23 protein-coding genes and 1 other RNA gene are annotated in these 26,726 nt (G+C 56.9%); 21 read left to right on the top strand and 3 right to left on the bottom strand.

What is annotated here, in order from left to right; translation table 11 throughout:
• The first annotated feature begins 143 nt into the window (after window positions 1-143).
• From rpmI to LAO21_16675, 20 genes are all read left to right on the top strand, one after another.
• Window positions 144-347 (top strand): 50S ribosomal protein L35, encoded by a 204-nt coding sequence (gene rpmI / locus LAO21_16770; protein ID MBZ5554373.1) that lies wholly within the window; start codon window positions 144-146, stop codon window positions 345-347.
• A 174-nt stretch (window positions 348-521) separates the two neighbouring features.
• Window positions 522-893: a 50S ribosomal protein L20 gene (gene rplT, locus LAO21_16765; GenBank protein MBZ5554372.1), complete on the top strand. Its 372-nt coding sequence runs from the start codon at window positions 522-524 to the stop codon at window positions 891-893.
• Window positions 894-991: 98 nt separating this feature from the next.
• Complete coding sequence (pheS, locus tag LAO21_16760) at window positions 992-2,200, top strand: phenylalanine--tRNA ligase subunit alpha (GenBank protein ID MBZ5554371.1); 1,209 nt, start codon at window positions 992-994, stop codon at window positions 2,198-2,200.
• Between the two features lie 126 nt (window positions 2,201-2,326).
• Complete coding sequence (gene pheT / locus LAO21_16755) at window positions 2,327-4,384, top strand: phenylalanine--tRNA ligase subunit beta (protein ID MBZ5554370.1); 2,058 nt, start codon at window positions 2,327-2,329, stop codon at window positions 4,382-4,384.
• Window positions 4,381-4,611 carry a hypothetical protein gene (locus LAO21_16750; protein ID MBZ5554369.1) on the top strand — a complete coding sequence of 77 codons (231 nt, stop codon included), beginning with the start codon at window positions 4,381-4,383 and terminating at the stop codon, window positions 4,609-4,611. The genes pheT and LAO21_16750 overlap by 4 nt, the downstream gene beginning before the upstream one ends.
• Window positions 4,608-4,904 (top strand): cell division protein ZapA, encoded by a 297-nt coding sequence (locus tag LAO21_16745; GenBank protein ID MBZ5554368.1) that lies wholly within the window; start codon window positions 4,608-4,610, stop codon window positions 4,902-4,904. Before LAO21_16750 ends, LAO21_16745 begins: the two co-directional genes overlap by 4 nt.
• A gap of 31 nt (window positions 4,905-4,935) precedes the next feature.
• A non-coding RNA gene (ssrS, locus tag LAO21_16740) (6S RNA) lies at window positions 4,936-5,118 on the top strand.
• Window positions 5,119-5,331: 213 nt separating this feature from the next.
• On the top strand, window positions 5,332-6,111 hold the full coding sequence (locus tag LAO21_16735) for a TIGR00282 family metallophosphoesterase (GenBank protein MBZ5554367.1): 780 nt from the start codon (window positions 5,332-5,334) through the stop codon (window positions 6,109-6,111).
• Window positions 6,112-6,129: 18 nt separating this feature from the next.
• Window positions 6,130-6,540, top strand: a complete 411-nt coding sequence (locus LAO21_16730) for a GNAT family N-acetyltransferase (GenBank protein MBZ5554366.1) — start codon at window positions 6,130-6,132, stop codon at window positions 6,538-6,540.
• Between the two features lie 171 nt (window positions 6,541-6,711).
• Window positions 6,712-6,990, top strand: a complete 279-nt coding sequence (locus LAO21_16725; GenBank protein MBZ5554365.1) for a hypothetical protein — start codon at window positions 6,712-6,714, stop codon at window positions 6,988-6,990.
• A 595-nt stretch (window positions 6,991-7,585) separates the two neighbouring features.
• Window positions 7,586-9,241, top strand: a complete 1,656-nt coding sequence (locus tag LAO21_16720; GenBank protein ID MBZ5554364.1) for a phosphatidylglycerol lysyltransferase domain-containing protein — start codon at window positions 7,586-7,588, stop codon at window positions 9,239-9,241.
• Window positions 9,234-10,022, top strand: a complete 789-nt coding sequence (locus LAO21_16715) for an alpha/beta hydrolase (protein MBZ5554363.1) — start codon at window positions 9,234-9,236, stop codon at window positions 10,020-10,022. Before LAO21_16720 ends, LAO21_16715 begins: the two co-directional genes overlap by 8 nt.
• Entirely contained in the window at window positions 9,998-11,047 is a 1,050-nt protein-coding gene (locus LAO21_16710) for a flippase-like domain-containing protein (GenBank protein ID MBZ5554362.1), read from the top strand. Before LAO21_16715 ends, LAO21_16710 begins: the two co-directional genes overlap by 25 nt.
• Window positions 11,048-11,713: 666 nt before the next feature.
• Window positions 11,714-12,109 (top strand): GxxExxY protein, encoded by a 396-nt coding sequence (locus LAO21_16705; protein ID MBZ5554361.1) that lies wholly within the window; start codon window positions 11,714-11,716, stop codon window positions 12,107-12,109.
• A 273-nt stretch (window positions 12,110-12,382) separates the two neighbouring features.
• A complete protein-coding gene (locus LAO21_16700) occupies window positions 12,383-14,059 on the top strand; it encodes a GAF domain-containing protein (GenBank protein MBZ5554360.1) in 1,677 nt (558 codons plus the stop codon).
• A complete protein-coding gene (locus tag LAO21_16695; protein ID MBZ5554359.1) occupies window positions 14,043-15,395 on the top strand; it encodes a sigma-54 dependent transcriptional regulator in 1,353 nt (450 codons plus the stop codon). The genes LAO21_16700 and LAO21_16695 overlap by 17 nt, the downstream gene beginning before the upstream one ends.
• Window positions 15,396-16,295: 900 nt before the next feature.
• Window positions 16,296-17,171 carry an NAD(P)H-dependent oxidoreductase subunit E gene (locus LAO21_16690; GenBank protein MBZ5554358.1) on the top strand — a complete coding sequence of 292 codons (876 nt, stop codon included), beginning with the start codon at window positions 16,296-16,298 and terminating at the stop codon, window positions 17,169-17,171.
• A gap of 63 nt (window positions 17,172-17,234) precedes the next feature.
• Window positions 17,235-20,408: an FAD-dependent oxidoreductase gene (locus tag LAO21_16685; protein MBZ5554357.1), complete on the top strand. Its 3,174-nt coding sequence runs from the start codon at window positions 17,235-17,237 to the stop codon at window positions 20,406-20,408.
• The gene (locus tag LAO21_16680; GenBank protein MBZ5554356.1) at window positions 20,405-21,082 is read left to right on the top strand and encodes a (2Fe-2S)-binding protein; all 678 of its coding nucleotides are present in this window, start codon (window positions 20,405-20,407) and stop codon (window positions 21,080-21,082) included. The genes LAO21_16685 and LAO21_16680 overlap by 4 nt, the downstream gene beginning before the upstream one ends.
• Before the next feature lie 23 nt (window positions 21,083-21,105).
• Window positions 21,106-22,689 (top strand): FMN-binding glutamate synthase family protein, encoded by a 1,584-nt coding sequence (locus LAO21_16675; GenBank protein MBZ5554355.1) that lies wholly within the window; start codon window positions 21,106-21,108, stop codon window positions 22,687-22,689.
• On the opposite strand, the gene LAO21_16670 is transcribed toward LAO21_16675, so the two are convergent.
• The 3 genes from LAO21_16670 to LAO21_16660 form a co-directional block, all read right to left on the bottom strand.
• Window positions 22,686-23,480, bottom strand: a complete 795-nt coding sequence (locus LAO21_16670; GenBank protein MBZ5554354.1) for a PhzF family phenazine biosynthesis protein — start codon at window positions 23,478-23,480, stop codon at window positions 22,686-22,688. The genes LAO21_16675 and LAO21_16670 overlap by 4 nt on opposite strands.
• A 135-nt stretch (window positions 23,481-23,615) precedes the next feature.
• Window positions 23,616-23,927: a cupin domain-containing protein gene (locus LAO21_16665; protein ID MBZ5554353.1), complete on the bottom strand. Its 312-nt coding sequence runs from the start codon at window positions 23,925-23,927 to the stop codon at window positions 23,616-23,618.
• 51 nt (window positions 23,928-23,978) lie between these two features.
• Complete coding sequence (locus LAO21_16660; protein MBZ5554352.1) at window positions 23,979-24,596, bottom strand: SRPBCC family protein; 618 nt, start codon at window positions 24,594-24,596, stop codon at window positions 23,979-23,981.
• Window positions 24,597-24,934: 338 nt separating this feature from the next.
• Here LAO21_16660 and LAO21_16655 point away from each other — a divergent pair, with 338 nt between their 5' ends.
• Window positions 24,935-26,719: an alpha/beta fold hydrolase gene (locus LAO21_16655; GenBank protein MBZ5554351.1), complete on the top strand. Its 1,785-nt coding sequence runs from the start codon at window positions 24,935-24,937 to the stop codon at window positions 26,717-26,719.
• The last annotated feature ends 7 nt before the right edge of the window (window positions 26,720-26,726 follow it).

The raw sequence follows: 26,726 nt of genomic DNA, 5'->3' as shown, positions 1-26,726 counted from the left end.
GCCGGGGAACAGCTTCAAACCGACTCCGGGGATCAGGAGCGTCCAAGCTGCGGGTTCCCGGTTGTTGCTCGAATCACGGAGTGACTCGGGTGTCCCCGCCCGGAAGCAGGCTTGCCTGATTTGTATTTTCAAAGGGAGTTTTCATGCCGAAACTAAAGTTGAAAAGCCATCGCGGGGCCGCCAAACGATTCAGGTTGACCGCGACGGGAAAGGTCAAGAGGGGTCATGCCTACGCGCGTCACCTCCTGGCCTCAAAAACCACGAAAGTGAAACGCAAGCTCGACAAGGACACCCTGGTCAGCAAGGCGGATGAAAAATCGGTCAAGCGCATGCTGGTTTACGGCTAGGCTGAGAACCGGCCTTCCGGCTGCCCGTCAGAATTGCCATCGATCGCGAACGGCCCGTTTCATCGATTTTGATCTTTGATTCATTTCATTTCGTGCGAGCAGGCGGCTTCCTTCGCTACGTCGAATGGAACACACGGTGCCTGCAAGCCGATTCCACATCGAAAGGAGAAAACCGTGCCCCGAGTTAAACGAGGTCCCAAGCGCGCCCGAAAGCGCAAGAAGATTTTAAAACTGGCTTCCGGATACGTCCTCACCAAGAGCAAACTCTACCGCTCCGCCAAAGAATCCGTTCAAAAAGCCCTGAAGTATTCCTACCGTGACCGCCGTGTCCGTAAACGGGACTTCCGTCAGTTGTGGATTATTCGCATCGGCGCTGCGTCGCGCGAGAACGGCCTTTCTTACAGCCGGTTTATTGCCGGGTTGAAAAAAGCCGGAGTCGCGCTCGATCGCAAGATCCTCGCCGACCTGGCCCTGAATGACGCCGCAGCGTTTGCCAAACTTGCGGAAACCGCCAAACAAGCGAGTTCAGGTCCGGCGTCCGCATAAGTCAGCGTCTTCTCCCTGCACGGGCTCTGGCTCTGACAGGGGAACCCCCTGGAGTTCCCCGGGCGTCGATCAAAGACTCCATCGGGATCGAATTATCTATGACCCTGGATGAAAAGCTCCAAAAACCGCTTTCGGAAATCGGCGTGACGTCGCCCGGGCAGTGTCAGTCTCTGTTCGAAGAGTTGAACCAAAGGCTTCAAAGAGACTCGGCGGCTGCCGATTCGTCTGCAAAAGTCGAGGAGTTCAGGATCGCCTGGCTAGGACGTAAGAACGGCCGCCTGTCTTTCTTGAGCGATAACTGGTTGAAGACGGCGCCGTCTCCTTTGAAACCTTTTCTTGGCAAGCTGCTAAATACCCTGAAAGGCGATGTGGAAAGGATTTTTAATGAACTCAGGGCCAAGAACTCCGGCAGAATTGACCTGCCATTAAGTGATGACCTCAAGAATTGGAAGGCCGGGGTCGAAACGGAAGTCCGTGTCAGCAGCTCTGTCACTGGGAACATTGAGGCGTCGCAAAGGAACCCGGACATCACCCTCCCCGGCCTGTCGCGTCAATTCGGCGCCAAGCATCCCCTCACCCTGGTGCGTGAGCAGATCGAGGAGATCTTCATCTCCATGGGCTACACCGTCGAGGAGGGGCCGGAGATCGAAACCGCTTATTACAATTTCGAGGCCCTCAACACGCCCGACAACCATCCCGCGCGCAGTGAGCAGGATACATTTTTCATCAAGGATGGCGGGGCGGGACGCGACGAGTTGCTCCTGCGGACGCACACTTCGCCCGTCCAGATCCACACCATGGAGCGTCTGAAGCCGCCCGTCCGGGCAATTGTTCCCGGCAAGGTCTACCGGCGCGACAACCCCGACGCCACGCATACCCCGATGTTCCATCAGATCGAAGGGTTCGCCGTCGATGTCGACATCTCTTTCTGCGAATTCAAAGGCACGCTGGAGTATTTTCTGAAGGCCTTCTTCGGCCCTGAGAAGCGGGTGCGCTTCCGCCCGAGCTATTTCCCGTTTACGGAGCCCAGCGCGGAAGTGGATATTTCGTGCGGCATCTGCGGCGGGACGGGCCGCACCAATCAGGGAGTTTCCTGCCGGGTCTGCAAACAGAGCGGCTGGGTGGAAGTGATGGGTGCGGGAATGATTCATCCGGCCGTCTTCCAATATGTCGGCTACGATCCGGGAAAATATTCGGGATTCGCGTTTGGCCTGGGACTGGATCGCTACACGATGCTGAAGTTCAATATGCCCAGCCTCGATTATTTTTTCAACAACGACATCCGGTTCCTGGAGCAGTTCCGATAAGCATCCACCGATTACGTAGATTGCACCTGGGAATCGAAGAAAAGATCGGACTGCCGCAGAATTGACTCGCCATCGGGGTTTCTTCGGCTTCCTTTGGAATCTGTGCTATCCGCGGACTGATGTACCATGAAGATTTCTTATCAGTGGCTCAGGCAATTCGTCGATGTCCCCGTCGAAGCCCGGAGGCTCGCCGATGACCTCTCGATGGCCGGCCTTCCGGTGGAGTCGATCGAGGCTCACGACGACGACTTCGTCATCGAGCTGGAGCTGACCGCCAATCGAGGTGACTGCTTGAGTCACTGGGGAGTGGCACGAGAGGTGGCCACAATTTACCATCTCCCTATGAAGCCTCCCCAAATCGCTTTTCAGGAGACCGACCGTGTGGTGAGCGAGTCCGCCACGGTCGAAATCTCCGATCCCGAACTTTGCTACCGGTACTGCGCCCGGGTTGTGACCGGGGTAACGGTGGCTCCTTCCCCTCCCTGGCTGGTCCGGCAATTGGAGGCGGTAGGCCAGCGTTCCATCAACAACATCGCGGACATCACTAATTACGTGCTCTTCGAGATGGGTCACCCGCTGCATGCGTTTGATCTGTACCGCCTCACCGGACGAAAGATCATCGTGCGGCGCGCAAAAAACGGTGAGCATCTCACTACCCTCGATGGGGTGGATCGAACCCTGTCCACCGAAAATCTTGTAATTGCGGATGCCGTGAAGCCTGTCGCCCTGGCTGGCGTCATGGGTGGAGCAGAGAGCGAGATTTCAACGTTGACCCGGAACGTGCTGATTGAGAGTGCCTGGTTCCTGCCGACCTCGATCCGCAAGACCGCACGGACCTTTGGGATGCACACCGAGGCGTCTCACCGCTTTGAACGCGGGACCGACATCGAAAATGCCGTCACGGCCATGAATCGATGCGCCCAGCTGATCCAGGATGTTTCCGGAGGTTCCATCCAAAAGGGATTCATCGATTGTCATCCCACTGTGGTGACGCCTCCAGACCTCGTCTTGCGGCAGGCCGAGCTAAGACGGCATCTCGGCATTGATGTCGAGTCCGAGCAAGTGGATCGAATCCTGAGCTCACTGCACTTTACGGTCGTCTCGAGACAACCCGAAGGCAAGACGTGGCGCACGCCCACCTGGCGCAATGACGTCACCCGCGAGATTGATCTCATTGAAGAGGTTGCCCGACATTACGGATATGACAAGTTTCCTCCCCGACTGCTCCGGACCTCGACCCGCGGCCAGAACCTTCCGTCCGCCGCCGCCGTCTCCCGATTGAAGGAGCGTCTGGCAGCTTTGGGTTATTTCGAAGTCATTGCCTTCCCGTTTCTTGACGTGGAAGAAGCTGCCCGATTTACGCGGCGCATACCGGTTGAACTGGCGAACCCGCTTTCCGAAGTCGCGGGCGCTTTGCGGCCCACGGCCCTCCCGTCACTGCTGGAGATGGTGCGCCGGAATCTGAACCGGGGCCAGCGTGACGTCCGCGTGTACGAAGTCGGAAAAATCTACTTTCGATCGGAAATGAACAAAATGGTGGAACGGTCTGTTCTCGTGCTCGGGGCCGCGGGAGATTACCGCCCCAAGGTTCTGCATGAGGTCCGCCCCGAACCTTACAAATTCCAGTACTTCAAGGGGGACGTCGAACAGACCCTGGGCCTGTTTGAAACACCGGATTTGAAGTTCCGCATACCCGAGAACCCGTTTCACACTTACCGCCAGGGCCATTCCAGTGATGTTTTTGTCGAAGGAAACTTCATTGCCACCTTCGGAATGCTGGACGCATCACTCCTCGAACGCTATAAAATCAAACAGGACGTGTTTGCGGCAGAAATTGATTTGGAATGGTTGCTGAAGAAAGGCCTGCGTCAGATCGCGTTCAGCCCCTTGTCCCCTTTCCCGGCAGTGGAACGGGACCTTTCGTTTGTTCTTTCAAGCGAAATTTCATTTGAGAAGGTACTGACGACCCTTTCACGGCTCCGGGTTGAAAACCTTTTCGAAATCAAGCCGGCCGATAGTTATCATCATTCATCACTGGGTGATGGAAACTACAGCCTGTCTCTCCGCTTCGTTTTCCAATCTCCCGATCGGACGCTCGTCGAGCAGGAGGTCACACCTCAGGTCGAAAAGGTGATGCGTGCCCTCGAAACAGAGCTAGGTGCCAGAATAAGGAAAGAAACGTGAACCCCAAAGACCAGTTCGCAGAGCTCGAGCGCAAGATTCAGCAGGCCGGAGAAAGGCTGAGGTCCGCCCGCCAGAAGCACGCCGATCAAACAGGTGATATGGAGCGCCTGCGTTCCGAGCTGCTGGCGCTGGAGCAGGAAATTAAGGGCTTGAAAAAGGAACGGGAACTGGTTAAGAATAAGGTGGAACAGATCCTCAGCGCCATCAATCGCGTGAGCGGTGAATGAATAATCCCGACGACAGTATCCCGGTTGAAATCTACGACCAGACCTACTACCTGCGCGGGGGGCCTGATCCGGGATATGTGAAGCGGCTGGCCGAATCCCTCGACGAAAAAATGCGCGAGATTGCGGACGCCACGCGAACGATCGATTCCTTGAAGGTGGCGGTACTCGCCGCACTCACCATGGCGGACGAGGTGGAGCGGTTGAAACAGGAGAATGTGGAGCTTTCCGCCATGCTCACTGAGAAAACCGAGGCTTGCATCAAATTACTCGATTCCGTAATGCACGATTCGTAGTAAGATCGAGACAGCGTTTCCACAGGTTAGGAGTAGTCTGCAGGGTGCGTCAGGTGGTACGTTAATTTTTGAGCCTAACTATTTGAACGGGAGTCCGCGTCTCATCGCTGTGTGCTCAGTCCCGCCAAGCGAGACTGCCTAATGCGCTGAGTAGGGCACCCACCTTTGAAGCAGGGTTCAAATAGACGACCCCAACGGCCCACGTGGATTACTCCTAAGGTTTTTCCCGCCGTTAGCCGCAGAGAGTCATAAAAACACTGGATTGCCTGGAGGCGAGGTATCCGTGTGTTTCTATTGCTCTTTTGTGGCCATTCGCGTTTTGCAGTCGTTTTTCTCCGTTTGCTTTTCGACGAGATTTGCGTAAACTCACGGATTGCCGTTTTGAAACAGCGCGTCTTCCTGGGACGCCGTTTGAAAGGTTGATCGAATGAATATTCTGGTCATCGGCGATGTAGTGGGCCGGCCGGGACGTGATATGGTCCGCGACCATGTGGATCTCCTGCGGCGCGATCGCAAGATCGATCTCATCATCGCCAATGTGGAAAACGCCGCTGCGGGGTTTGGTCTGACACCCCTTATTGCAGAGGATTTCTTCTCCTGGGGGGTCGATGTGCTGACCTCGGGAAACCACATTTATGACAAGAAGGAAATCATTGAGTACATCGCGCGGACCGCGCGCCTCCTGCGCCCAGCCAATTATCCGCCCCAATCCCCTGGCTCGGGCCTCTTTATCGGGAAGACCTCGAAGGGTATTCCCTATGCGGTCATCAACCTCCAGGGCCGCATCTTCATGCCCCCGAGTGACTGCCCCTTCCAGACCGCCCAGAACACCCTTGAGAAGATCCCCGATGACGTGAAGGTTCGCCTGGTTGATATGCACGGCGAGGCCACCTCTGAGAAACAAGCCATGGGATGGTATCTTGACGGGAGGGTTTCGGCCGTCGTCGGGACCCACACGCACGTCCCGACCGCCGATGAACACATCCTTCCCCGCGGAACCGCCTTCCTGTGCGATATCGGCATGACCGGCCCCTACGATTCCGTCATCGGCGTCGACAAGAACCAGATCATTCAAAAATTCTTCGATCAAATGCCCCGCCGCTTCGAAACCGCAACAGGAGATCCGCGGTTGAGCGCTGTGCTGATCGAGGTGGATGAACTGATGGGCCGCGCCCGCTCCATTGAGCGTGTGGTCATCCGAGGATAGCTAACAGGACCGCGAATCATGATCGAATACAGGGTTGGTAACGACCTGAACATCGACGAAGTGATTGACCTGTACCGGGCATCCACGCTGGGTGAACGCCGGCCCATCGACGACAAGGATCGCATGCTCCGGATGGTGAAAAACGCCAACCTTGTCATCACGGCATGGGACCACGATCTTCTGGTCGGTATTTCCCGGTCGCTCTCAGATTATAGTTATGTGACTTATTTGTCCGATCTGGCCGTCCGGCAGTCCCACCAGAAACAGGGGATCGGCAAGGAGCTGATTGTAAGAACACAGCAGGAAGCGGGTCTCGCAGCGACCCTGGTTCTGCTCGCTGCGCCCGCCGCCGAAGAGTATTATCCCCACATTGGATTTACGCACCATCCCCAGGCGTGGTGGTTGAGGCCCGGGGAAGGCGTTCGATGAGACAGGAAACCTTGCAAGCGGTTGTTTCTCCTTGGCGAACTGCCCTCTGGGGACGTCGTCTCCCTGAATCCACAGAGGCCTAACCACTTAAACTCCCCGTGCCACCCCCATAGTCTTTGAACTGGAAATATTTTGCGACTTCCAGCTCGAGGTGTCCGTAGCAGGGGTATGATGAGCGCAATCAATATTGTGGAAAGACCGCCCTTCTATTGGCCACGGCCACAAGCCAATATTCCGATGCCAGTATCGCCCACAGCTACCGACCAGGAGATTGCACTGCAGGTTCGCGGTGGAAATCGCGAGGCGATCAGCATTCTGATAAACCGGTACTCCCCTTCACTCTACCGCTCCCTGGTCCATCTGACGGGGGACCCCTCGCTGGCGGAGGACATCCTCCAGGAAACGTGGCTGAAGACGATGGAGCACCTCGACCGTTATGATCGGGGATAATGACGTAGTTTCTTCTGATACTCATCAGCTGGGGGCGCGGCATGCTGTTCGACCGTTATTCGTTTCAGGGAACGGAACGGTTTCGGGAGAACGAGGAGCCTTTGCTGTCCTTCGCGATCCGGAAGGTCGTGCAGTCATCATCACTGAGGTCGACTGATTTTCGGGGCAGAGGCGAATGGCACGATCAGGGTGAACTCGACCTCCTCGCCGACTAACGTAGACGTAATCCACAGCCCCTTCAATACAGGCGGGGAAAGACCCCGTATCCCCCTGGCTGAACCCGGGGGGAATGGTCCCCTCCTTGCGGGATTGACTCCCCTCGCTAGTCCTCCGGCTGAAAAAGCCCCTACCCTTGAAACCTTTTTTGTTATAGCCTTTGGGCAGGAATTCGGTGGTGCTACCGCCGAAACGAAAGAGGAGGCCTTCGAACTTTCGCCCTGACCGCCACAGGCCGGGAGGTTGCCGGATTGTGCAGCACCTTTATGGGCCTGACAGGGCATCTCAATAAACGGGTGAAATTACCCGGCGCATCAGAAGACATATGGGCAAAAGACAGCATAGAGGGTCTTCGTGCGCCCCTTTGTCCCGATGACCTATGAAGAAGCGAACCGCATGGATCTGGATCGTCGCCCTGGTAACCCTGGGAAGCGGGCTCTTTAACATTGTCTCGGTGATGGATCCCGCCTTGCCCCACCACCGCGAGATTTGGGGACTCGTCGTCCCATTGGAGTTTCTCCGCCTTCGCCGATTTTTGACCTTGTTCATTGGATTTGCACTCGCCGTCTCCTCCCTCAACATTTACAAGCGGAAGAAGCGGGCCTTTCAAGGGGTGCTGGCACTGGGATGCCTCTCCGTCATTGTCCACCTCCTGAAGGGACGCGACTACGAGCATGCCCTTCTTTCACTGGTTCTTGTGATCGTGCTGCTGTTGAACCGTAAGAGCTTCACAGTCAAGAGCAGTATCCCCGATCTCCCGGGGGGACTCCTTCGCTTCGGGACTGCGGCACTGATCGCCCTGGCATACGGCGTGGCTGGGTTTTGGGCCCTCGATCCAAGACATTTCGGCATTAATTTCAACATTTGGGAATCCATCCATCGAACCCTGTTGTTTTTTTCATTGCTCGGCGATCCAGCCATCACTCCACACACGAGGTATGCTCACTGGTTCGTCGACTCGCTCTATGTCATGGGCATCACCGCCTTCAGCTATGCCGGCTTTTCCCTGTTTCGACCCGTGATCTATCAGTATGCGATGCTCCCCCACGAACGGGCCCACGCGGTCCATCTGCTCGAAGAACATGGCCGCTCGTCCTTAGACTATTTCAAGATCTGGCCCGATAAATCGATTTTCTTCTCCCGGTCGCAAAACTGCTTCCTGGCTTACCGTGTTGCAGGGAATTTCGCAATTGTGCTGGGGGACCCGGTGGGTCCGGATGAAGAAATTGGACCAGCCATCCACGAGTTTACCGACATGTGCAGGGAAAACGATTGGGGGATTGGCTTTCATCAGACCCTGCCTGATTTTTTGTCCGTGTATTATCGCTTTGGATTTAAGAAGCTTAAGATCGGGGATGACGCCGTGGTGGATCTGGCGCAATTCAGCCTGGAAGGGAAATCCATGAAGAAATTTCGTCATACCATCAACCGGCTGGAAAAAGCCGGAATCCACACCCGTCGATACGACCCTCCCCTTCCCGATGGGGTGCTCGCTCAGGCCAGGGAAGTCTCCAATCAATGGTTGCAGATCCCCGGCCGTCGCGAGCGCGGATTCACGCTGGGCCAGTTCGATCCCGATTACATCCGCAAGACCCCCTTGTTTGTCGCCGCCGGAAGAGATGAACGGGTCCTGGGCTTTGTGAATATCATCCCTTCGTACCGAAAAGGGGAATCCACCAGCGATCTCATGCGGCATAGGACCGACGCCCCAAATGGAATCATGGATTACCTTTTTTTGAATCTGTTTTCCCATCAACGGGAGCAGGGATTCGAGAGATTTGATTTGGGCATGGCCCCGATGTCGGGTTTTGCGGAAAAGGAAGCGGCTTCACCGGAAGAGAGAGCTGTCCATTTTTTCTTCCAGTATCTGAATTTTCTCTTCAGCTACCGCGGTCTGCGGCAATACAAGGCCAAGTTTGCAACTTCCTGGGAGCCCCGATACGCCATCTACCGCAACCCCCTTGACTTGCCTCGACTGGCCATCGCTTTGAGCAAGGTCAGCGCCTCCGTGGAAGAGGAAATCCTGTATGCCTAGACGTCTCATCGCGACCACCCTTCTGTGCTTCCTGGCGGCGGAGACAGCCTGCTTCGCCGGGGGACCCGCGCCCGTCCATTACACGTGGATCATTCGTGGCCAGAAACAAGATGTCTACTTGATCGATGGAAGCCCTTCCACAGCGACCCCTCGTCCGAAGATCCTTTTTGTTCCGGGAGACGGGGGTTGGCGAGGCTTCGCTATCACGATCGCAGAGACGATGGCTTCCTGGGGAAACGATGTGTATGCGCTCGACACAAAACGTTATCTTGAAGGTTTCAGCGGGAAGACCAGCCTGACGGTTCCGGATGTCATGAAAGACTTCAAGTCAATGGCAGAATTGATTGTGAAGGACAAGAAAGAAAGTCTGACCCTGGTGGGATGGTCGGAAGGGGCAGGGTTATGCCTGCTCACGGCGGCAGCTCCAGAGAACAAGAAGAGCTTTAATGGACTGGTTACCATCGGCCTGGGCCCTGTTAATATTCTGGGCTGGCGGTTGGCGGATTACCTCACTTATGTGACCAAGAAAATCCCCCAGGAACCCCGCTTTCAAAGCGCCGAATATCTCCCGCAAGTGACTCCCCTTCCCCTCTGGATGATCCAATCAAGCCACGACGACTACGTGCCTGTCTCAACGGCCCGGGACTTGTTTTCAGCCGCAAAGGAACCCAAACGGTTTGAACTGATTGAGGCCAACGATCACCGTTTCGATGGAAACACAACGGACTTCTTTAGAGCTCTTCGAAAAGGCATTGAATGGATCCAGTCGGCGACACAGTGAAGGACGCAGCTCTCTCCCGGCCGGGAGGTGTTCGGCGGTGGATCCAACCGGCAGCCGGATACGCCATCGCCCTCGCCTGCTTGATTTGGGTCTTCCATGATATTCGCGCCGAATACCTGTTCCGGAACATGAAGAGCATCCGCTGGGAATGGGTCGCCTTAGCCATCCTCTTGGATGTTCTGAACTACGTCGCCCAAGGGTGGCGGTGGAAACTGTTGCTCGTCCCCGTGGGACACACGACCGTCTGGCGCTCGACGCAGGCGATTTACGTGGGTCTCTTTACGAATGAAGTGCTGCCGATGCGTTTCGGCGAATTGGTCCGCGCCTACCTTGTATCGCGATGGATTCCTGTCCCCTTGAGGGCGGTCGTCCCCTCCATGATGGTGGAGCGATGGCTTGATGGTATCTGGATGGCCCTCGCCATCGGGCTCACCGCCATCCTCGTCCCCTTGCCGAAAGACCTCCTCGAAGCCGGAGATGTCCTGGGGGTCCTCGTTTTGGTGGCTACCGCCTTGTTTGTGTTTGTCGTCCTCCGCAGGCAAAGGGCCGATCCCGGACCGAAAGATGAGAAGTCAGAAGGCTTGGGACTGTGGCGTCGCGCGGGCTCGGTAGTGACTGGTCTTGCTGGCGGATTGAAGGCGATCGGCCTGTCGCGTCCGTTTTACCTGGCCACGATCGTCTCCCTGGTCATGCTGGGACTCCAAGCGGTGTCATTCTGGCTGGTCATGTGGGCTTACGGATTGCCGCTCTCGTTGTGGGTGGGTGCGGTCGTTTTTCTGATTGTGCATCTCGGGACAGCTCTGCCCAATGCGCCCGCCAATGTGGGCACCTACCAGTTCTTCACGGTGGTCGGTTTGACCCTCTTTGGTGTGGACAAAACGCTTGCGACCGGTTTCTCCGTCGTAGTGTTTGTCCTGCTGACCTTCCCGCTCTGGATTCTTGGATTTGTGGCCTTGAGCCAAAGCGGAATGACCCTGCTGGCCATCCGAAAAGAGATCGCCAAGCTGCGCCCGGGTATGAACTAACCCTGAATTCCAAAGTCAGGGCCCGTAGTTTGGAGTGCGGCCCGCCGCGGCGGGCCGCTTTCCTGCCGTGAATCTCGCTTTGCGCTCATTCGCTCCGCATGGCAAGCTGCGCCGAACCAAGGAACCAGCAAGCTCGCGCACTCCTGCTGCGTCCGCTAATTTATGGTCCCGCATAAAAAGGGACTGTCCCTCATAAAAAGGGACTGTCCCTAGTGCCTGTCCCTAGGGACTGTCCCCTGAGATTGAAGCGCAATCGTCGGGGCGAGCTTTAGTGGGAGCGCTTGAATGGATATGAATCGACTGAAATGGTCCATTTTGCTGGCATTGTTTTCTGCCCTCCTTCTCTGTATCTTGCTTTTCCTTCATGTCATCATGAAGATAATCTTCGGCTTTTACCTTGGGACTTTCATCGTCGCAGTTCTCACATTTGCACTGTTTTATTCGATCATGTCAATTGCAAAACAAAAATCAAGAAATTCAAATTAGGACGTTGCCGCTTGCCTCGCCGAACCGAAGCACGAGCAAGCTTGCGCACTATAAATGTGGAATGGTGCATTTAGCCTTGACGCGCCTCAAAGAAGTCGATAAGGTTTGTGTTGGAAGGCCTGTTTCCCCCGCTTAATTTTTCCCCCTCGATCTCAACTACCCCCTCATGAAGACATGACCATGTCAACACTCGAAACCCTATCGCTCGGAACGGAATGTGCTGCAACCCTCACGCTTGACGCCGCGTTCAACGTCCACAGAATTCTTGGGCCCGGCTTGCTCAAATCAGTTTATGAGCTTTGCCTCTCGTATGAACTGAAAAGGCGCGGGGCGAAGGTGCAGAATCAAGTCATCATCCCGATTACCTATAACGGAGTCCGGCTGGAGGGAGGCTTAAGGATCGATATGCTCGTGGATGATCAACTCGTCGTTAAAATCAAAGCGACGGAAGCTATCATCCCACTCTACGAAGCCCAGCTCCTCACCTCTCTCAGACTGAGCAGAAGACGTCAGGGTTTGTTGATCAACTTCAATGTTCCCCAGCTGAGAGACGGGATCCGGAGAATCATGGCGTGATTCGATGGCTGCGGATTGCGCATAGTGTTGCCGTCTCCCCGGCCGAGGGACCGGAAAAGGCGACGCGCCATATCGGTCACTTCCCCAACCGTGATACACTGGAGTTCCACGGAGACTAAGGTCGCCGTGAACAGGTGTCTGAACTGCGGGGAAGGCCTTCTCCCACCGACTGCAATGCCGCCAGGAAAAACCAAATCACGAAAGACTCACCCACAGGCGCCTGTCTCCCATCGTGTCCACGACTTCCGGGACATGTCGAGTCGAATTCTTCAGTTGGCAACACGAGGTCTCCTGCGAATTGATTTCCTGCGGGAAGTCTCAGAGATCTTATTGATTTCTTCCAAGTGTGACTCTGTTGCGATCCAATTAGAGGAGCACGACAACTGCTACTGGACCGAACTGCAGCGTCGTCGCAAGCCCCCGTTCCATTACGAAGTGATTCCGGACCGGCAGGGGATTGGCAGCGTCCGGAACGGAGACCTCAGACAGGATTTGCCTCTGAAGGCGTGGCGCTCGGCGCTCCTTGGGCGCATCCGAGCTTTGACCCTTCCGCCCCTGACAGAGAAAGGAAGCCTCTGGATAGGTGATGTGCAAAAGCTCTCAAACGATCGTTCGCCGGTCCGGAAGAAGGTCTCCGGACGCCCCCCGCGCGCCCCGGGAGATTTTCGTTCCCTGGCCATGATCCCGATTATGGATGATCGAAAAAAGATCGGCTTGATTGAAATGAGGAGCGCTCGTCCAAATTTCTTCTCAAAGGATCAAATCGAGCTGTATGAAGGGATCGCACAAATATTAGGCGTCGCCCTCGTCCACCGGATCACCCAGGTGAAACTGCGGGAACGAGTCAAAGAATTGACCTGTCTGTATGGGATTTCTCAGTGGGTGGAACGTCCCGGCGTTTCCCAGGATGAAATCCTTCATGGCATTGTGGCCCTGCTTCCTCCCGCCTGGTTGTATCCGGAGATCGCCTCGGCCCGAATCCTTCTCGATGACCGCACCTATGCCTCAACCAACTTCCAGGAAGGATGTCATCAGCAGAAGGCTGAGATCATTGCCAACGGAGACCATCGCGGCGTTGTCGAGGTGACGTACTCGGAGCAGAGGCCGGAGATCGATGAAGGGCCTTTTCTCAAGGAGGAGCGAAGCTTGATCGACACCGTGGCCAAGGAGGTGGCCCTTCTCATCGAGCGCCTCCAGGCTGAAGAGGAAAAGATCAAGCTGCAAGACCAGCTCCGTCATGCCGACCGGTTGGCGACGATTGGCCAGCTGTCTGCAGGAGTGGCCCATGAGTTGAACGAACCCCTGGGCAGTATTCTGGGGTTTGCCCAGTTGGCCATGAAGTCGGCGGAGCTGCCCCAGCAGACTGTTCAGGATCTTGAGAAAATCGTTGCGGCCACCCTCCACGCCCGTGAGGTGGTCAAGAAACTCATGCTGTTTTCACGACAATTGCCTCCCCGGACCGATAAAGTCGATTTGAACCAGATGGTCGAAGATGGCCTTTACTTTCTTGAGACCCGCTGCATTAAAGCGGGGATCGAGCTCGTGCGTGACCTGCACCCCGATTTGCCCAAGGTGACCGCCGATCCCTCGCAGCTCCACCAGGTGTTGGTCAATCTGGTGGTCAATGCCCTGCAAGCCATGCCGGAGGGCGGCCGGTTGACCATCAGGACGATGGCCTCGAACAGCCACGTCTCTCTCATCGTGGAAGACACCGGGACGGGAATGACCAAGGAAGTCTTGCAGCAGATTTTCATCCCTTTTTTTACCACCAAGGAAATCGGGGAGGGAACCGGCCTGGGCTTGCCGGTGGTACATGGGATTGTGACTGCCCACGGGGGATCGATCAAGGTGGACAGTGAGGTCGGTCACGGCTCGCGATTTGAAATTCTCCTTCCGGTCTCCTATGGGTTCCACAAAGAAGGGGTTGAATCTAATGGTATCTTCGAATGACAAGGAACAGATTCTGGTAGTCGATGATGCGCCGGAAACCCTCGAGGTCCTCCAGCGAAACCTGGCCTCCAAGGGGTATCGGGTCTTCACCGCTCCCGGTGTGACCCAGGCGATTCACGTTCTGGATGCCACCGCCGTCGACCTGGTCATCACCGACCTCAAAATGCCCAAGATCAGCGGTCTGGATTTGATCCGTCATGTCCGGGAAAACTTCAAAGACACCGAAGTCATGATGATCACCGGATACCCTTCGATCGGAGGGGCGGTCGAAGCGGTCCGGTCGGGCGCCGAAGACTATCTCGTCAAACCCTTTACTGACGACGAGCTGTTTGCCGCCGTCTCCCGGGCCCTCGACAAACTGCGCGTGCGGAGATCAGGCTACCATCCGCTTCCCCCTCCTCTGCCAACACATCTCGGGCTGATCGGCGAGTCCGAAGCCATGAAGAAGGTTTCGGTCGCCATCACGAAGGCCGCCACCACTCTAGCCACCGTGCTGATAACCGGAGAGAGCGGCACGGGTAAAGAACTGGCCGCACGAGCCATCCACTATAACAGTCCGCGCGCGTCGGCCTCATTCGTCCCGGTCAACTGCGGCGGGATTCCGGAGGAACTGCTCGAAAGCGAGCTCTTCGGTCATCTCAAAGGGGCCTTCACTGGCGCCACCGAGACCCGTGCCGGCTTTTTTCAGACCGCCGACGGAGGAACGATCTTCCTCGACGAGGTCAGTGAAACCAGCCTGGGCATGCAGGTGAAACTGCTGCGAGTCCTCCAGGACAAAGAGGTCTGCATGGTGGGTTCCAGCCGGACTCGAAAAGTGGATGTCAGAATCCTCGCAGCGACCAATAAGGATTTGCAGGCCCTGGTGAAGAAAGGCGTCTTTCGGCAGGATTTGTACTTTCGACTCAATGTCATCACCATCGACATTCCCCCCTTGCGCGAGCGGGGGGACGACATTCTTCACCTCACCAAGCATTTCGCCACCAAATTTGCAAAGGAGCTCGGCAAAACCGCTCCCCGTTTTTCTGCGAATGCCCTGGAGGTGCTCCGCAACTACCACTGGCCGGGAAACGTGCGCGAGTTAGAGAATGTGATTCAGCGACTCGTGGTCATGACCGAAGGCGAACTGATCGAGGTGCCCGATCTGCCCTCGCTCATGCGGTTCTCGGCACTCAGAGGCAGCGGATTGGATCGAACCCTGGCCCAGGTCGAGACGGAGTATATTCGCAATGTGCTGGAAAGCGTCGGAGGCAACAAAACCCGCGCTGCCGAAATCCTCGGAATCGATCGCAAAACCCTTAGGGATAAACTCAAGGACCTCCCAATCTCTGGTGACTGAACACCCATCTGACCTCATCTCACGCACATCCCCAAGAGAACGCCGAATCGCACCCTCGCGTTAAATGCCCGCTTCGGCTACTCCACTGGAGAGATTCTCTCCGGTGGTCGAATCCTCTCCGCATCTCAACGTCAAAACTCTGAGGCGCTTTTCTCGAGAGGCGAGGCAGTGGGGTGAAACCTCTTTCAGCAACCCTTCTCCCTGCATGAAGTTAAGTCATCCTTATTGCTCCTTCTTCGCAATCCTCTCCTTCATCACTCATCGCGTAAAGTTTGGCCGAACAGTTGCCATATATCTCTGTGGGTGCCATTGGGTGTGACACCCACAGCAAATCATGGACTGGAGAGGACCTGTTCATGAGGGGGCATGCATCAGCCGACAACCAGACTCCTCCCTTGCGGTCACGAACGCTGATGAATGCCTCCAGATTTTTCAGATGGATTAACCACAAGGGGAGGCAGGCAGGAGAATATGTCATCCACGCTGAGAAAAGTCATTCCAGAGATTGATCAGGAACCAAAGGGTAAGACTGCAGCCCAGGAAGAAGTCGTTGAGGTCTACGGAGGTATCTGCGCATCCTGTGTGGAAGGGCCCAGTTGTACCTTTCCAAGGGACCTCGACCACCCTCCCGTAGAATGTGGAGAGTATGTGTCGTTTCCACCCATTCAGCCGAAAGTCGCTGTTGATCTCTCCAGGGCCGATCGTTTCCGGGCGAATCGCACTGTGACGGGAACGGCCGACTCCAGCAAGTCTCCCGGACTCTGCGCCAGTTGTGACAAGCAAACAGGGTGCACTTTTCCAAAGCCCGAAGGAGGGGTTTGGCACTGTGTGGAATACCGATAAGCGCGGTGGTGCATCTTTCCGGAGACGTTCGCAAAACACTTCCGGACTAAGGCGGCTATGACCACGGAAACCATCCCAGGTGTCATTGGAATAAGCGTCTCGGGCATCATCGAGAAACATGCAGGCGACCGGGGCGGACTGATCTCCATTCTCCAGGAGATCCAATCCCGGTACGGCTATCTTCCCGCCGAAGCGTTGAAGACCGTCGCGGTACAGACCGGCCGCTCTCTCGTGGATATTTACGGCGTCGCCACCTTCTTCCGTTCCTTCAGCCTGAAGCCGCGCGGGAAACACGTGACGTCGGTCTGCCTCGGGACAGCGTGTCACGTTCGAGGGGGCGCCGCGGTTGGAGACAAGTTCAAAAAGGAACTCGGGATCGCGGTGGGGGAAACCACAGCGGATCGCGAGTTCACGCTGGAAACGGTCAACTGCCTGGGGGCCTGTGCCCTGGGGCCTATTGTTGTGGTGGACGGGCACTATTTTTCTAATGTGAGCCCGGTCAAGGTCAAAGAGATTGTGGAGAAAGCCAAAGCCGGCCTGGACAACGTGGAGATTTTCCGCGACCAGCGGATCTTTGCCGTTGAGGTGAGCTGTCCCCGCTGCAATCACAGTTTGATGGACTCAGATCATCCCGTGGATGGCTATTCTTCAATCCGCGTGACGGTCTCTTTCGGAAACGAACATGGCTGGCTGCGCCTGTCCTGCCTGTATGGAAGTTACACCGTCGAATCGGAATTCAAGATTCCGCCGGACATTGTGGTGAATTTCTTCTGTCCCCATTGTCACACTGAGCTGATCGGGGCTTCCAGTTGCCCCGAGTGTGAGGCTCCCATGGTCCCGATGATCGTTCGCGGGGGCGGCGTTGTCCAGATCTGCTCGCGGCGCGGTTGTAAGGGTCATATTCTCGACATGGGCGGCAGCCTCCCATTTTGAAGCCCGTGAAAATCCGGGCACGAGGGCGCGCAAGGCGAGACGGCAGGAAAACAGGAAACCTTCATGGAAAGATTAAAATCGATTGATGAATTCAGGGCGCTGCAGCGTCGTATCCTGTCCGATGTCAATCCCGATATTCCCATCATCGTGATTTCAGCGGGCACATGCGGGCAGGCCAGCGGCGCGAATGATTTGATTCGCGTTTCCAAGCGGGAATTACTGTCCCGAAGACTGACCGACAAGATCCGCCTGCGCATCACGGGCTGCCAGGGATTCTGTCAGATGGAGCCGCTCGTCGTCATTCAGCCGCACGGCACCTTTTATCCCCGTGTCGGCGTGAAGGAGATGAGCCAAATCGTCGAGGCTGTCGCTCGGGGACAGGTGCTTCGGGACCTGCTCTACGTGGATCCCGAAACCGGGGCGATCCTTGAAAAGCAGGATGACATCCCGTTCTTCGCCCGGCAGACGCGGACCATCCTTCGCGGGAATGAGAAGGTCGATCCGATTCGCATCCATGACTACATCGAAAACGGCGGCTATTCCGCACTGATGGATGTGCTGGCCCGGCAAAATCCTATCTGGGTCATCGAGCAAGTCAAGGCGTCCGGCCTGCGCGGCCGTGGGGGCGCCGGCTTTCTCACCGGGCAGAAATGGGAGATGCTGGCAGAGCAGCGGAACGGCCGTGGAAAATTCCTGGTGTGCAACGGCGACGAGGGCGATCCCGGCGCCTATATGGACCGCAGCGTGCTGGAAGGCAATCCCCACAGTATCATCGAAGGAATGCTGATTGGCGCCTACGGCACCGGAGCCACTTCAGGCGTCATTTACGTACGCAATGAGTACCCGCTCGCAGTCAAACACCTTGTTATTGCGCTCCGACAGGCGAACGAACTCGGGTTGCTCGGCCGCGATATCCTGGGAACTGGATTCTCGTTTGACATCCAGATGGTCAAGGGGGCTGGAGCTTTTGTGTGCGGCGAGGAGACCGCCCTCATCCGGTCCGTCGAGGGAAAGATGGGAGAACCTCGCCAGCGGCCTCCCTATCCCGTGCAAAAAGGGATCGACGGCAAACCGACCGCTATCAACAACGTTGAGACGTGGGCGAATGTCCCCGCCATCTTCATCCAGGGGGCGGACGAGTTCGCAAAGATTGGCACCCTTCAGAACACCGGGACAAAGATCTTCAGCCTGGTCGGAAAAGTTCGAAATACCGGCCTGGTCGAAGTCCCGATGGGAATCACCATCAATGAAATCGTCAATACCATTGGGGGTGGACCCGCGGGCCCGAGCCGGATCAAGGCCGTTCAAACCGGCGGCCCATCCGGCGGTTGCATTCCCGCCAAAATGTTTGACCTCCCCATCGACTACCAGAGCCTGGCCCGCGCCGGGTCGATCATGGGATCCGGCGGGATGATCGTGATGGATGAGAACACCTGTATGGTGGATGTCGCCAAGTATTTCATGAATTTTCTCAAGGACGAGTCCTGCGGCAAGTGTTTTACGTGCCGAAAGGGCACACAGAGGATGTGGGAGATCCTCGACGATATCACCCGGGGGAAAGGAACGGCTTCACAGCTCGAGCTGCTCGAAGAATTGGCGACGGTGGTGAAGGACACCACGATGTGCGGCCTCGGACAGACCGCTGCCAATCCGGTCTTGAGCACCCTGCGGTATTTCCGGCAAGAATACGAGCACCATATCCGGGAGAAACGATGCAGCGCCTTTGTCTGTAAAGATCTGGTCGGCGCACCATGCCAGTCGGCCTGTCCCCTGGGTACCGAGGCGTGGCGATACGTGGCCCATCTGGCTCGCGGGGAATATGAAGAAGCCTATCGGGTCATTCGAGAGACCAATCCATTCCCCTCGGTGTGCGCGAGGGTGTGCGATCACAAGTGCGAATCGAGATGCCGGCTTGGGACCAGCGGGAATCGTCCGGTGGCCATCCGCGCGCTCAAACGGTTTATCACCGACCATATGGATCCCTCCGTTTTCAAGGCTCAGCCGCACGTCCCGGTTTCGCCGGACAGTCCTCCTGTGGCGGTGGTGGGCTCCGGCCCGGCTGGATTGACTGCCGCCCACTACCTTTCCCTCGACGGTTTCAGGGTGACCGTGTTTGAAGCGGATAAGGAACCGGGCGGAATGCTCACGAGTGGAATTCCGGCCTATCGTCTGCGCCGGGATGTGCTGCAGCGTGAGATTGAGTCTTTGCTCGACGAAAAAATAACCCTCAAGTGCAACACGGCCCTGGGTCGCGACTTCACGGTCGACACCCTGTTTGAGCAAGGGTACAAGGCGGTCTTCCTGGCCTTGGGCGCCCATAGGAGCCGGCGGCTGAATATCGAGGGTGAGGATCTCGAAGGGGTCTATCCCGCCATCCAATTCCTCAAGGAGTTTAACCTGCAAGGGAAGAAACTGGCCAAGGGACACGTGGGAATTATTGGAGGCGGCAACTCGGCAGTCGATGCGGCCCGCGTGGCTTTGCGACAGGAAGGGGTCGCGAGCGTCACCCTCTTCTATCGCCGTCAGCGGCACGATATGCCTGCTTTGATAGAAGAAGTCGACCTGGCGATCGAAGAGGGCATCCAACTGGAAACCCTGGTCACCCCCGTCAAGATCGAGTCCAGGGACGGCCACCTGACCGGCATTCAATGTGTTCGGAACGAGCTGGGGACAAGGGATTCGAGCGGCCGCCGTCAGCCCAATCCGATTCACGGGACCGAGTTCTTGCGTCTCCTGGATACATTGATCATCACCATCGGCGATGAGCCCGACATCGAGTACATCACCTCCATGGGTATCGAGATCAACGAGCGAGGAACCTTGCGAACCGATCCGGATACCCTGGCAACCTCCCGGGCGGGTGTGTTTGCCGGCGGCGACGTGGTGACCGGACCGAACACGGTCGTCGATGCGATCGCCGCGGGAAAAAAGGCTGCCGTGAGGATCGGCCGCTATCTCCGGGGCGATGAAATGAAACCCTCCGAGCCAGTTCGGGTGCCTCAGGTTTATGTGGAGCCTTGCGGAATCTCGGAGGAGGAAGCGGGCGAACTTCGTCGCGCCGAGCCCCCCACCCTTCCCATCGAACTCCGCACGCAAAGCTTCTCCGAAGTGGAGTTGCCTCTGCTGGAAGAAGACGCCCGGCGCGAGGCCAAACGCTGCCTTCGATGTGATCTGGAGTTCACCGGGCCCGGCGCGAGTGAGCCCGAGTTGGCAACGGCAGGAGTGAAAACCGTATGATTGAGTTGACCATCAATGGACTGAAGCTGTCCGTCGAGAAAGGCACGACGCTCCTCGAAGCGGCCCGGTTCCTGGGCTTTCCTATCCCGACTCTGTGCCACATGGACGGGCTGACGCCATACGGCGCGTGCCGCCTTTGCGTGGTTGAGATTGGGGAGAACCCCAAAGCAAGGCTGGTGTCCTCGTGCACTTATCCCGCCGAGGAAGGGCTCAAAGTCCGCACCGCCTCCTCGCGGGTCATGAGAGCACGCAAGATGATCCTGGAGCTCCTGCTGGCCTCCTGCCCGCAGTCCAAGACGATCCAGGACCTGGCCTCCGCTTACGAAGTCCGCCAGCAAAGGTTCAAGCAAGAGTACGACACCTGCATCCTGTGCGGTCTGTGTGTCCGCATGTGCGAGGAACAGATGATGGCCAAGGCCATCGGTTTCCGTGGACGAGGGGAACATCGAAGCATCGGAACACCCTTCGATGTCCAATCGGACGTGTGCCGCCTCTGCGGCGGCTGCATGTATGTCTGCCCCGCCTGCCAGCTCCGGTGCACTTACACGGAGCCGGAAAAAGCCATCTGTGGCGGCTGTGCCAATCTCAGTCCGCCCTGCCTCGAGAAGGAACCCTATGACGACATGATGTGCTACATGAAGCCTTGTGTGGCATGCGAAATCGGAAAAGATTAAGAAGACCAAAGGAGAGCAGCACTATGTCACTTTCAAAAATCAACGCCTCAGCGGCAACCTTGACCAAGAACCGGACCGAGGGCTCCATTGTTCCCGCCTCCGGAATGTGCGTGACCTGCGTGGACGGCTGCATTGGAATGTGCGAGATTGGCAAGTCGGCCTATCGCGGCCACGAGGTGAGTTATCCACAGCCGTTTGGGGTGATCACCACGGCGGGCGAGAAATCTTACCCGGTGGACTATTCCCACTTCAACATCATGGGCACCGCCGCCGGCGCACACGGCATCGAGGCCGATAGCGACAAGGCGATCTTTCCCAAGGTGAACCTGGACGTGGCCATCGGCCACGATCAGGGAATAAAATTCCATCTACCCTGGATCATCCCCGGGATCGGCTCAACCAACATCGCCAAGAATAACTGGGAGGGGCTTGCCATCGGCTCGGCGCTGGCCGGGACCGGGCTGACGATTGGTGAAAACGTGGCGGGGATGGACCCGGAAGCACAGTTTAAGGATGGGAAGGTCGTCGACACGGTCGACCTGAAGCGCCGTGTGAGACTCTACAAAGATTACCAGCGCAAGGGGTACGGCGCCATCATCGTCCAATCCAACATTGAAGACACCCGCCTGGGGGTGCATGAATACGCCATCGAACAGCTGGGCGTGGAATGCGTCGAGATGAAGTGGGGACAGGGGGCGAAGGACATCGGGGGCGAGGTCAAAATCAATAATCTGAAGAAGGCCCAGGTGCTTTTCGACCGCGGGTACATTGTCCTGCCCGACCCCACCGACCCCCTCGTTATCAAGGCTTTTGAACGCGGTGCCTTCAAGGAATTCGAGCGCCACTCCCGTGTGGGCATGGTCACCGAAGAGTCTTTTGCTCGGAGAGTTGAAGAGCTTCGCCGGGCGGGTGCCAAGTATGTTTTCCTGAAGACCGGAGCTTACCGTCCTGTCGACCTGGCTCGCGCCATCGTGTATGCCTCCAAGTACAAGATTGACCTCCTCACCGTCGATGGCGCCGGCGGCGGCACAGGGATGAGCCCCTGGCGAATGATGAACGAATGGGGCGTACCTCCCGTAGAGTTGCATTCCCTGCTGTACCAGTACGCCAAACGGCTGGCCGGGGAGGGGCGATATGTTCCCGCGCTTGCCGTTGCCGGAGGATTCACGTTCGAAGATCAGATCTTCAAGGGACTCGCGCTGGGCGCACCCTTTGTCAAGCTTGTGGGGATGGCTCGGGCCCCCATCGCGGCCGCCATGGTCGGAAAGACCATCGGACGGGCCATCGAAGAGAATCAGTTGCCCGTCTACGTGGAGCGCTTTGGCGACACGCGGGATGAAATCTTTGTCACCGCCACAGCCCTCAGGCAGGAGCTGGGGGATGAAGTGTTCGAAACTCTGCCCACCGGCGCTCTCGGGCTGTATACCTACTACGAGCGGTTGGCCCAGGGGTTGCGGCAACTGATGGCGGGAAGCCGGAAGTTTTCCACGGAATATCTAACGCGCGATGATCTTGCCGCCCTGACCCCGGAAGCCGCTACCATCAGCGGGATCCGTTATGTGATGGACGTGGACAAGGAGCAGGTCGAGGAACTTTTCAAAGGCTAGGATACAGCCAGCTCTCCGCGCAAAACCGTCACCGCCTGACCGCCCAGATGAACCCGGTCTCCATCGACGCGGACTCGAATCACCCCGCCGCGGGCGGAGGCTTGATAGGCCAGCATTTCTTTCTTCTTTAGTCGATTCGACCAGAAGGGTCCGAGACAGCAGTGGGCTGAACCGGTGACCGGGTCTTCATTGATGCCGACGGCCGGAGCAAAAAACCGGGACACAAAATCGAACTGATGTGATTCGGATCGAGTCGTCACAATGACTCCCCGGACAGGAAGGGTTCCGAGTTGTGTAAAATTCGGCTTCAGGCCCCGGACCGCCGCCTCTGAACCCAGTTCCACGAGGTAGTCAAACTGGTTTCTCCCCACGTACTTCGGGACGACACCCAGGGCTTCCTGGAGCCCAGGGGGCGTCTCTGCCGGCTCTTCCGCTTTTGCAGGAAAATCAAGCTCAATCCACTCCCCAACGCGATCAGCCGTCAACAATCCGCTCCGCGTATGAAAGCGCGCTTGGACTCCTTGGGGCAGATGTCCATCCTCCCACAACACATGAGCGCCCGCCACAGTGGCATGACCGCACAGATCCACTTCGGCCGCCGGAGTAAACCATCGCAGATCATACCCGTCTTCCCTCTTCCATAAGAATGAGGTTTCGGAGAGGTTCATCTCCCGGGCCACATCCTGCAACCAGCGGTCGTCCCGCCGTTGGGAAAGCACACATACGGCCGCAGGGTTTCCAGCAAATGGTTTGTCGGTAAATGCGTCCACTTGAACAATTCTAATCCCCATAAGCTCCTTCCTTGGCCCTGGCATAGGATTGTACAAAGGTCCTTGACCATGCCGAGAGCAGTCTGGCCACTGCTTACGATGAAAGCAAGGTTTTTACCCTGCCCTCTCCGTGTCGTCCGCGTTCGTCCGTGTCCCCTATGAACGGATCATCGTCAGCACCATCTTGAATTGTTTTAAAGCCCTCACGGCATGGGGCTGACCGGCCGGCATAAGAATAATTTCCCCGGACTTCAAGACGTGAGGCTTTCCGGATATTGTGACTTCTGATTCCCCTTCGAGCACGTACACCAGGGCGTCAAAGGGCGCCGTGTGCTCGCTCAAGGCTTGACCTTCATCAAAGGCGAACAGAGTGACATTCCCTTTATCTTTTTTGACGATTTGCCGGCTCACGATGGAGCCCGGCTGATAACTCACCAGGGTCATCAAGCTGACCGGCGCTGATTGCATGGCGTTTTCTTCCATAGCTCCCTTCCAAGAGAAACGATGACTGACCGGTTTCTATCGAGTTCGATTTTGGGCTGTTTGAACCAAACCTTCCACACTTGCCGCAAACATACGCTGCCACCGCCTCGCCACCAGCGGGCGGATCCAACCCATCTTCCTGCCCTGGAACACTTCGGTGTTGGTGACCCGTGTCGTTCCATCGGGCTGTCTCTCGAATGACCAAATATGGCAGGATTTAATACCACCCTCGTTCTTTGACCACACAACCCTCCGGCCCTTATTGACCGATCCAACTTCTTCCCGGGAAATCACCTCCCCCACGGGAAACCCCAAACTGAGCTTCTGCTCGAATTTCGAGCCGGGCTTCCATTCGGCGTCACCGACCCAGCGCGCGGAGACATGCAGCGGATGCGACCATACCGGCCACTCCTCCAGTCGGCTCCAAGTCGCCCACAGGACTGGGGCTGGAATCGCCGCCTCCTTTTCGGCCGATAGAATCAAGGTGTCCCAGCGGGGAGCGGTGACTCCGATCTGCTCGAGGGCCATCCGGACATCCGGATTGCTACTGGCCAACATCTGCATGTTGCCATTGGTAAAGTAGAGATCGATGACAAAGACCACTGTTCCCAAAAGTATGAGCGCGATTAAAGTGAATAGAATCTTTCGCATCATGAACTCAGTCCACTTCACACGTCAAGAAACCGCTTTTGGGCTATCTGTCTGCGAGATCGTGCAACAAAGATCTCGATGGGGCACGAAGAAGGCGCAGTCAAACCAGATATTGTATCAGATTCAGAGAGATCTCCGCTTCCGGAATGAAACCTCATCCGAAGGAGATCGTCACGCGATTTCCGGATCCCCCATGAGTTTGGCTTACTCCGGCACACCGCATCAGTGGTAAGATACGATGGATCGACCCTCGTGCCCGGTGTAGAGCACATCATCACGCCGGAGACAGCGCCTGCGCGGACAATCTTCCAGCTGCAAATAATCCCATTGTGAGGAGTCAGATGAAATCAACGGTATCCATTTTCCTTGTCATCCTCCTGTTCATTCCCGAATTATTGTTTTCAAAGCAAGCGGCCGCTCCCGGCAAGTCTTCCACTCCGAAAGAAGCGGCGGCCAAGCCGGAAACCTCCGCGCTCCCCCCGGCACCCTCCCTGCTCTCCTCTGCCCTGTGCGGCAAAGGAGTTTATCTCTTCACCATGAACGGGCAACCGGTGGGGCGTGAGGCGTTCGAGGTCGCCTGCGCTGCGGAGGGAGGTTTTTCCGTCAAAGGGCACACGGACCTGAGAGTGCCAGGAGCCACCGTTGATCTCGAATCGACACTGGAGCTGGACAAATCGGCGATCCCTTCGAAATTCACTGCAAAAGGAACCATAGCGGGGACCCCCACCGATCAGGTTCTCATTCTGAGAAATGGGACGGCCAAGTTCTCAGTCAGTGGCTCCGAACGGGAAGTGCCCTACACTCCCGGCTCATCGTTCATCGCACCGAACATTTTCTATTTACTCCCGTTCGTCGCTGCACGGTATGACACGCGCCAAGGAGGACCGCAGGAGCTTCCGATCTTCCCAAGCATGAAAATGAGGATGGAGCGACTGGCCCAGGATGAGGTCCAATCGACGGGGATCACGGCCCAGGCAAAGCCGGAAACCTTTGACCGGTACAATCTCCAATTCGGTGTAATCAGCACACTCTTCTGGACCGATTCCAAAGGACGCGTCGCGGTGATGTCGGTCCCGATGCAGAACTTTGTGGCGGTCCGCGAAGAGTATCTGGGTTTTGTCGAACCGCTGCGGACCGCCATGGCCGCGGCGGCTAGAGCTGTTGAGCCCGATTATTCCGCTCCTCCCGACGCTTCTTTTTCGGCGGAAGACGTAACGGTGAAGTCGAGAGATATCACCCTTGCCGGCACACTCCTGTTGCCCAAGAATGGCAAGGCGCCCTTCCCAGCCGTGGTCACCATTACTGGATCGGGCCAGCAGACGCGGGACGAACCCATCCCAATTCCGGGGCTTGAAAAGTACCGTCCCTTCCGTCAAATCGCCGAGTCTCTCGCCAGCCAGGGCATTGCGGTGCTGCGCGTGGACGACAGGGGGATTGGAAAGTCTTCGGGGCGTGAGACGCTTCTGACTGTGACGACCTTTGATTTCGCGGACGACACGCGGGCCCAGGTCGCCTACCTCCGCAACCGGCCCGACATCGATCCCAAACGAATCGCGCTCGTCGGCCATAGTGAGGGAGGCATTATCGCGCCGCTCGTGGCCTCGACCGATCCCGCCCTCGCAGCCATCGTCCTCATGGCCGGCACGGCCAAACGCGGGGATGCAGTTATCATCGATCAATCGGCAGACCTGCTCGATCGCGATCCGACGCTTACGAAGGAGGAAAAGGCCAGGCGTCTGGCAGAACAACAGGCGATGCTCCGGACGATCGCCGAAGGCGGCGATATTTCGAAACTGCCGGACACGGTCAAGAATGCCTGGTACAAGAATTTCCTTACTTATGATCCCTTGCCGACGATTCGCAAGGTGCGCCAGCCGGTGTTGATTCTACAGGGGGCCCTCGACCGGCAGGTCACCGCCGATCAGGCCGCGGCCCTGGAAAAAGCGGCACGCGAAGCAGGCAACAAGGATGTCTCAGTTCACGTCTTTCCAAGCCTTAATCACTTGTTCCTCCCCGCAAAAACCGGGTCCTTTAGCGAGTACACTTCTCTGGCCACCACCTCGATAGACGATGACGTGCTCAAGGTGTTGAACGACTGGCTGCGCGAGAAGCTCAAAGTGAAATAAACGCGAG

This window comes from Terriglobia bacterium (genome assembly GCA_020073085.1).
Classification (GTDB): domain Bacteria; phylum Acidobacteriota; class Terriglobia; order JAIQFV01; family JAIQFV01; genus JAIQFV01.
This window is presented reverse-complemented; position numbering and strand designations above follow the sequence as displayed.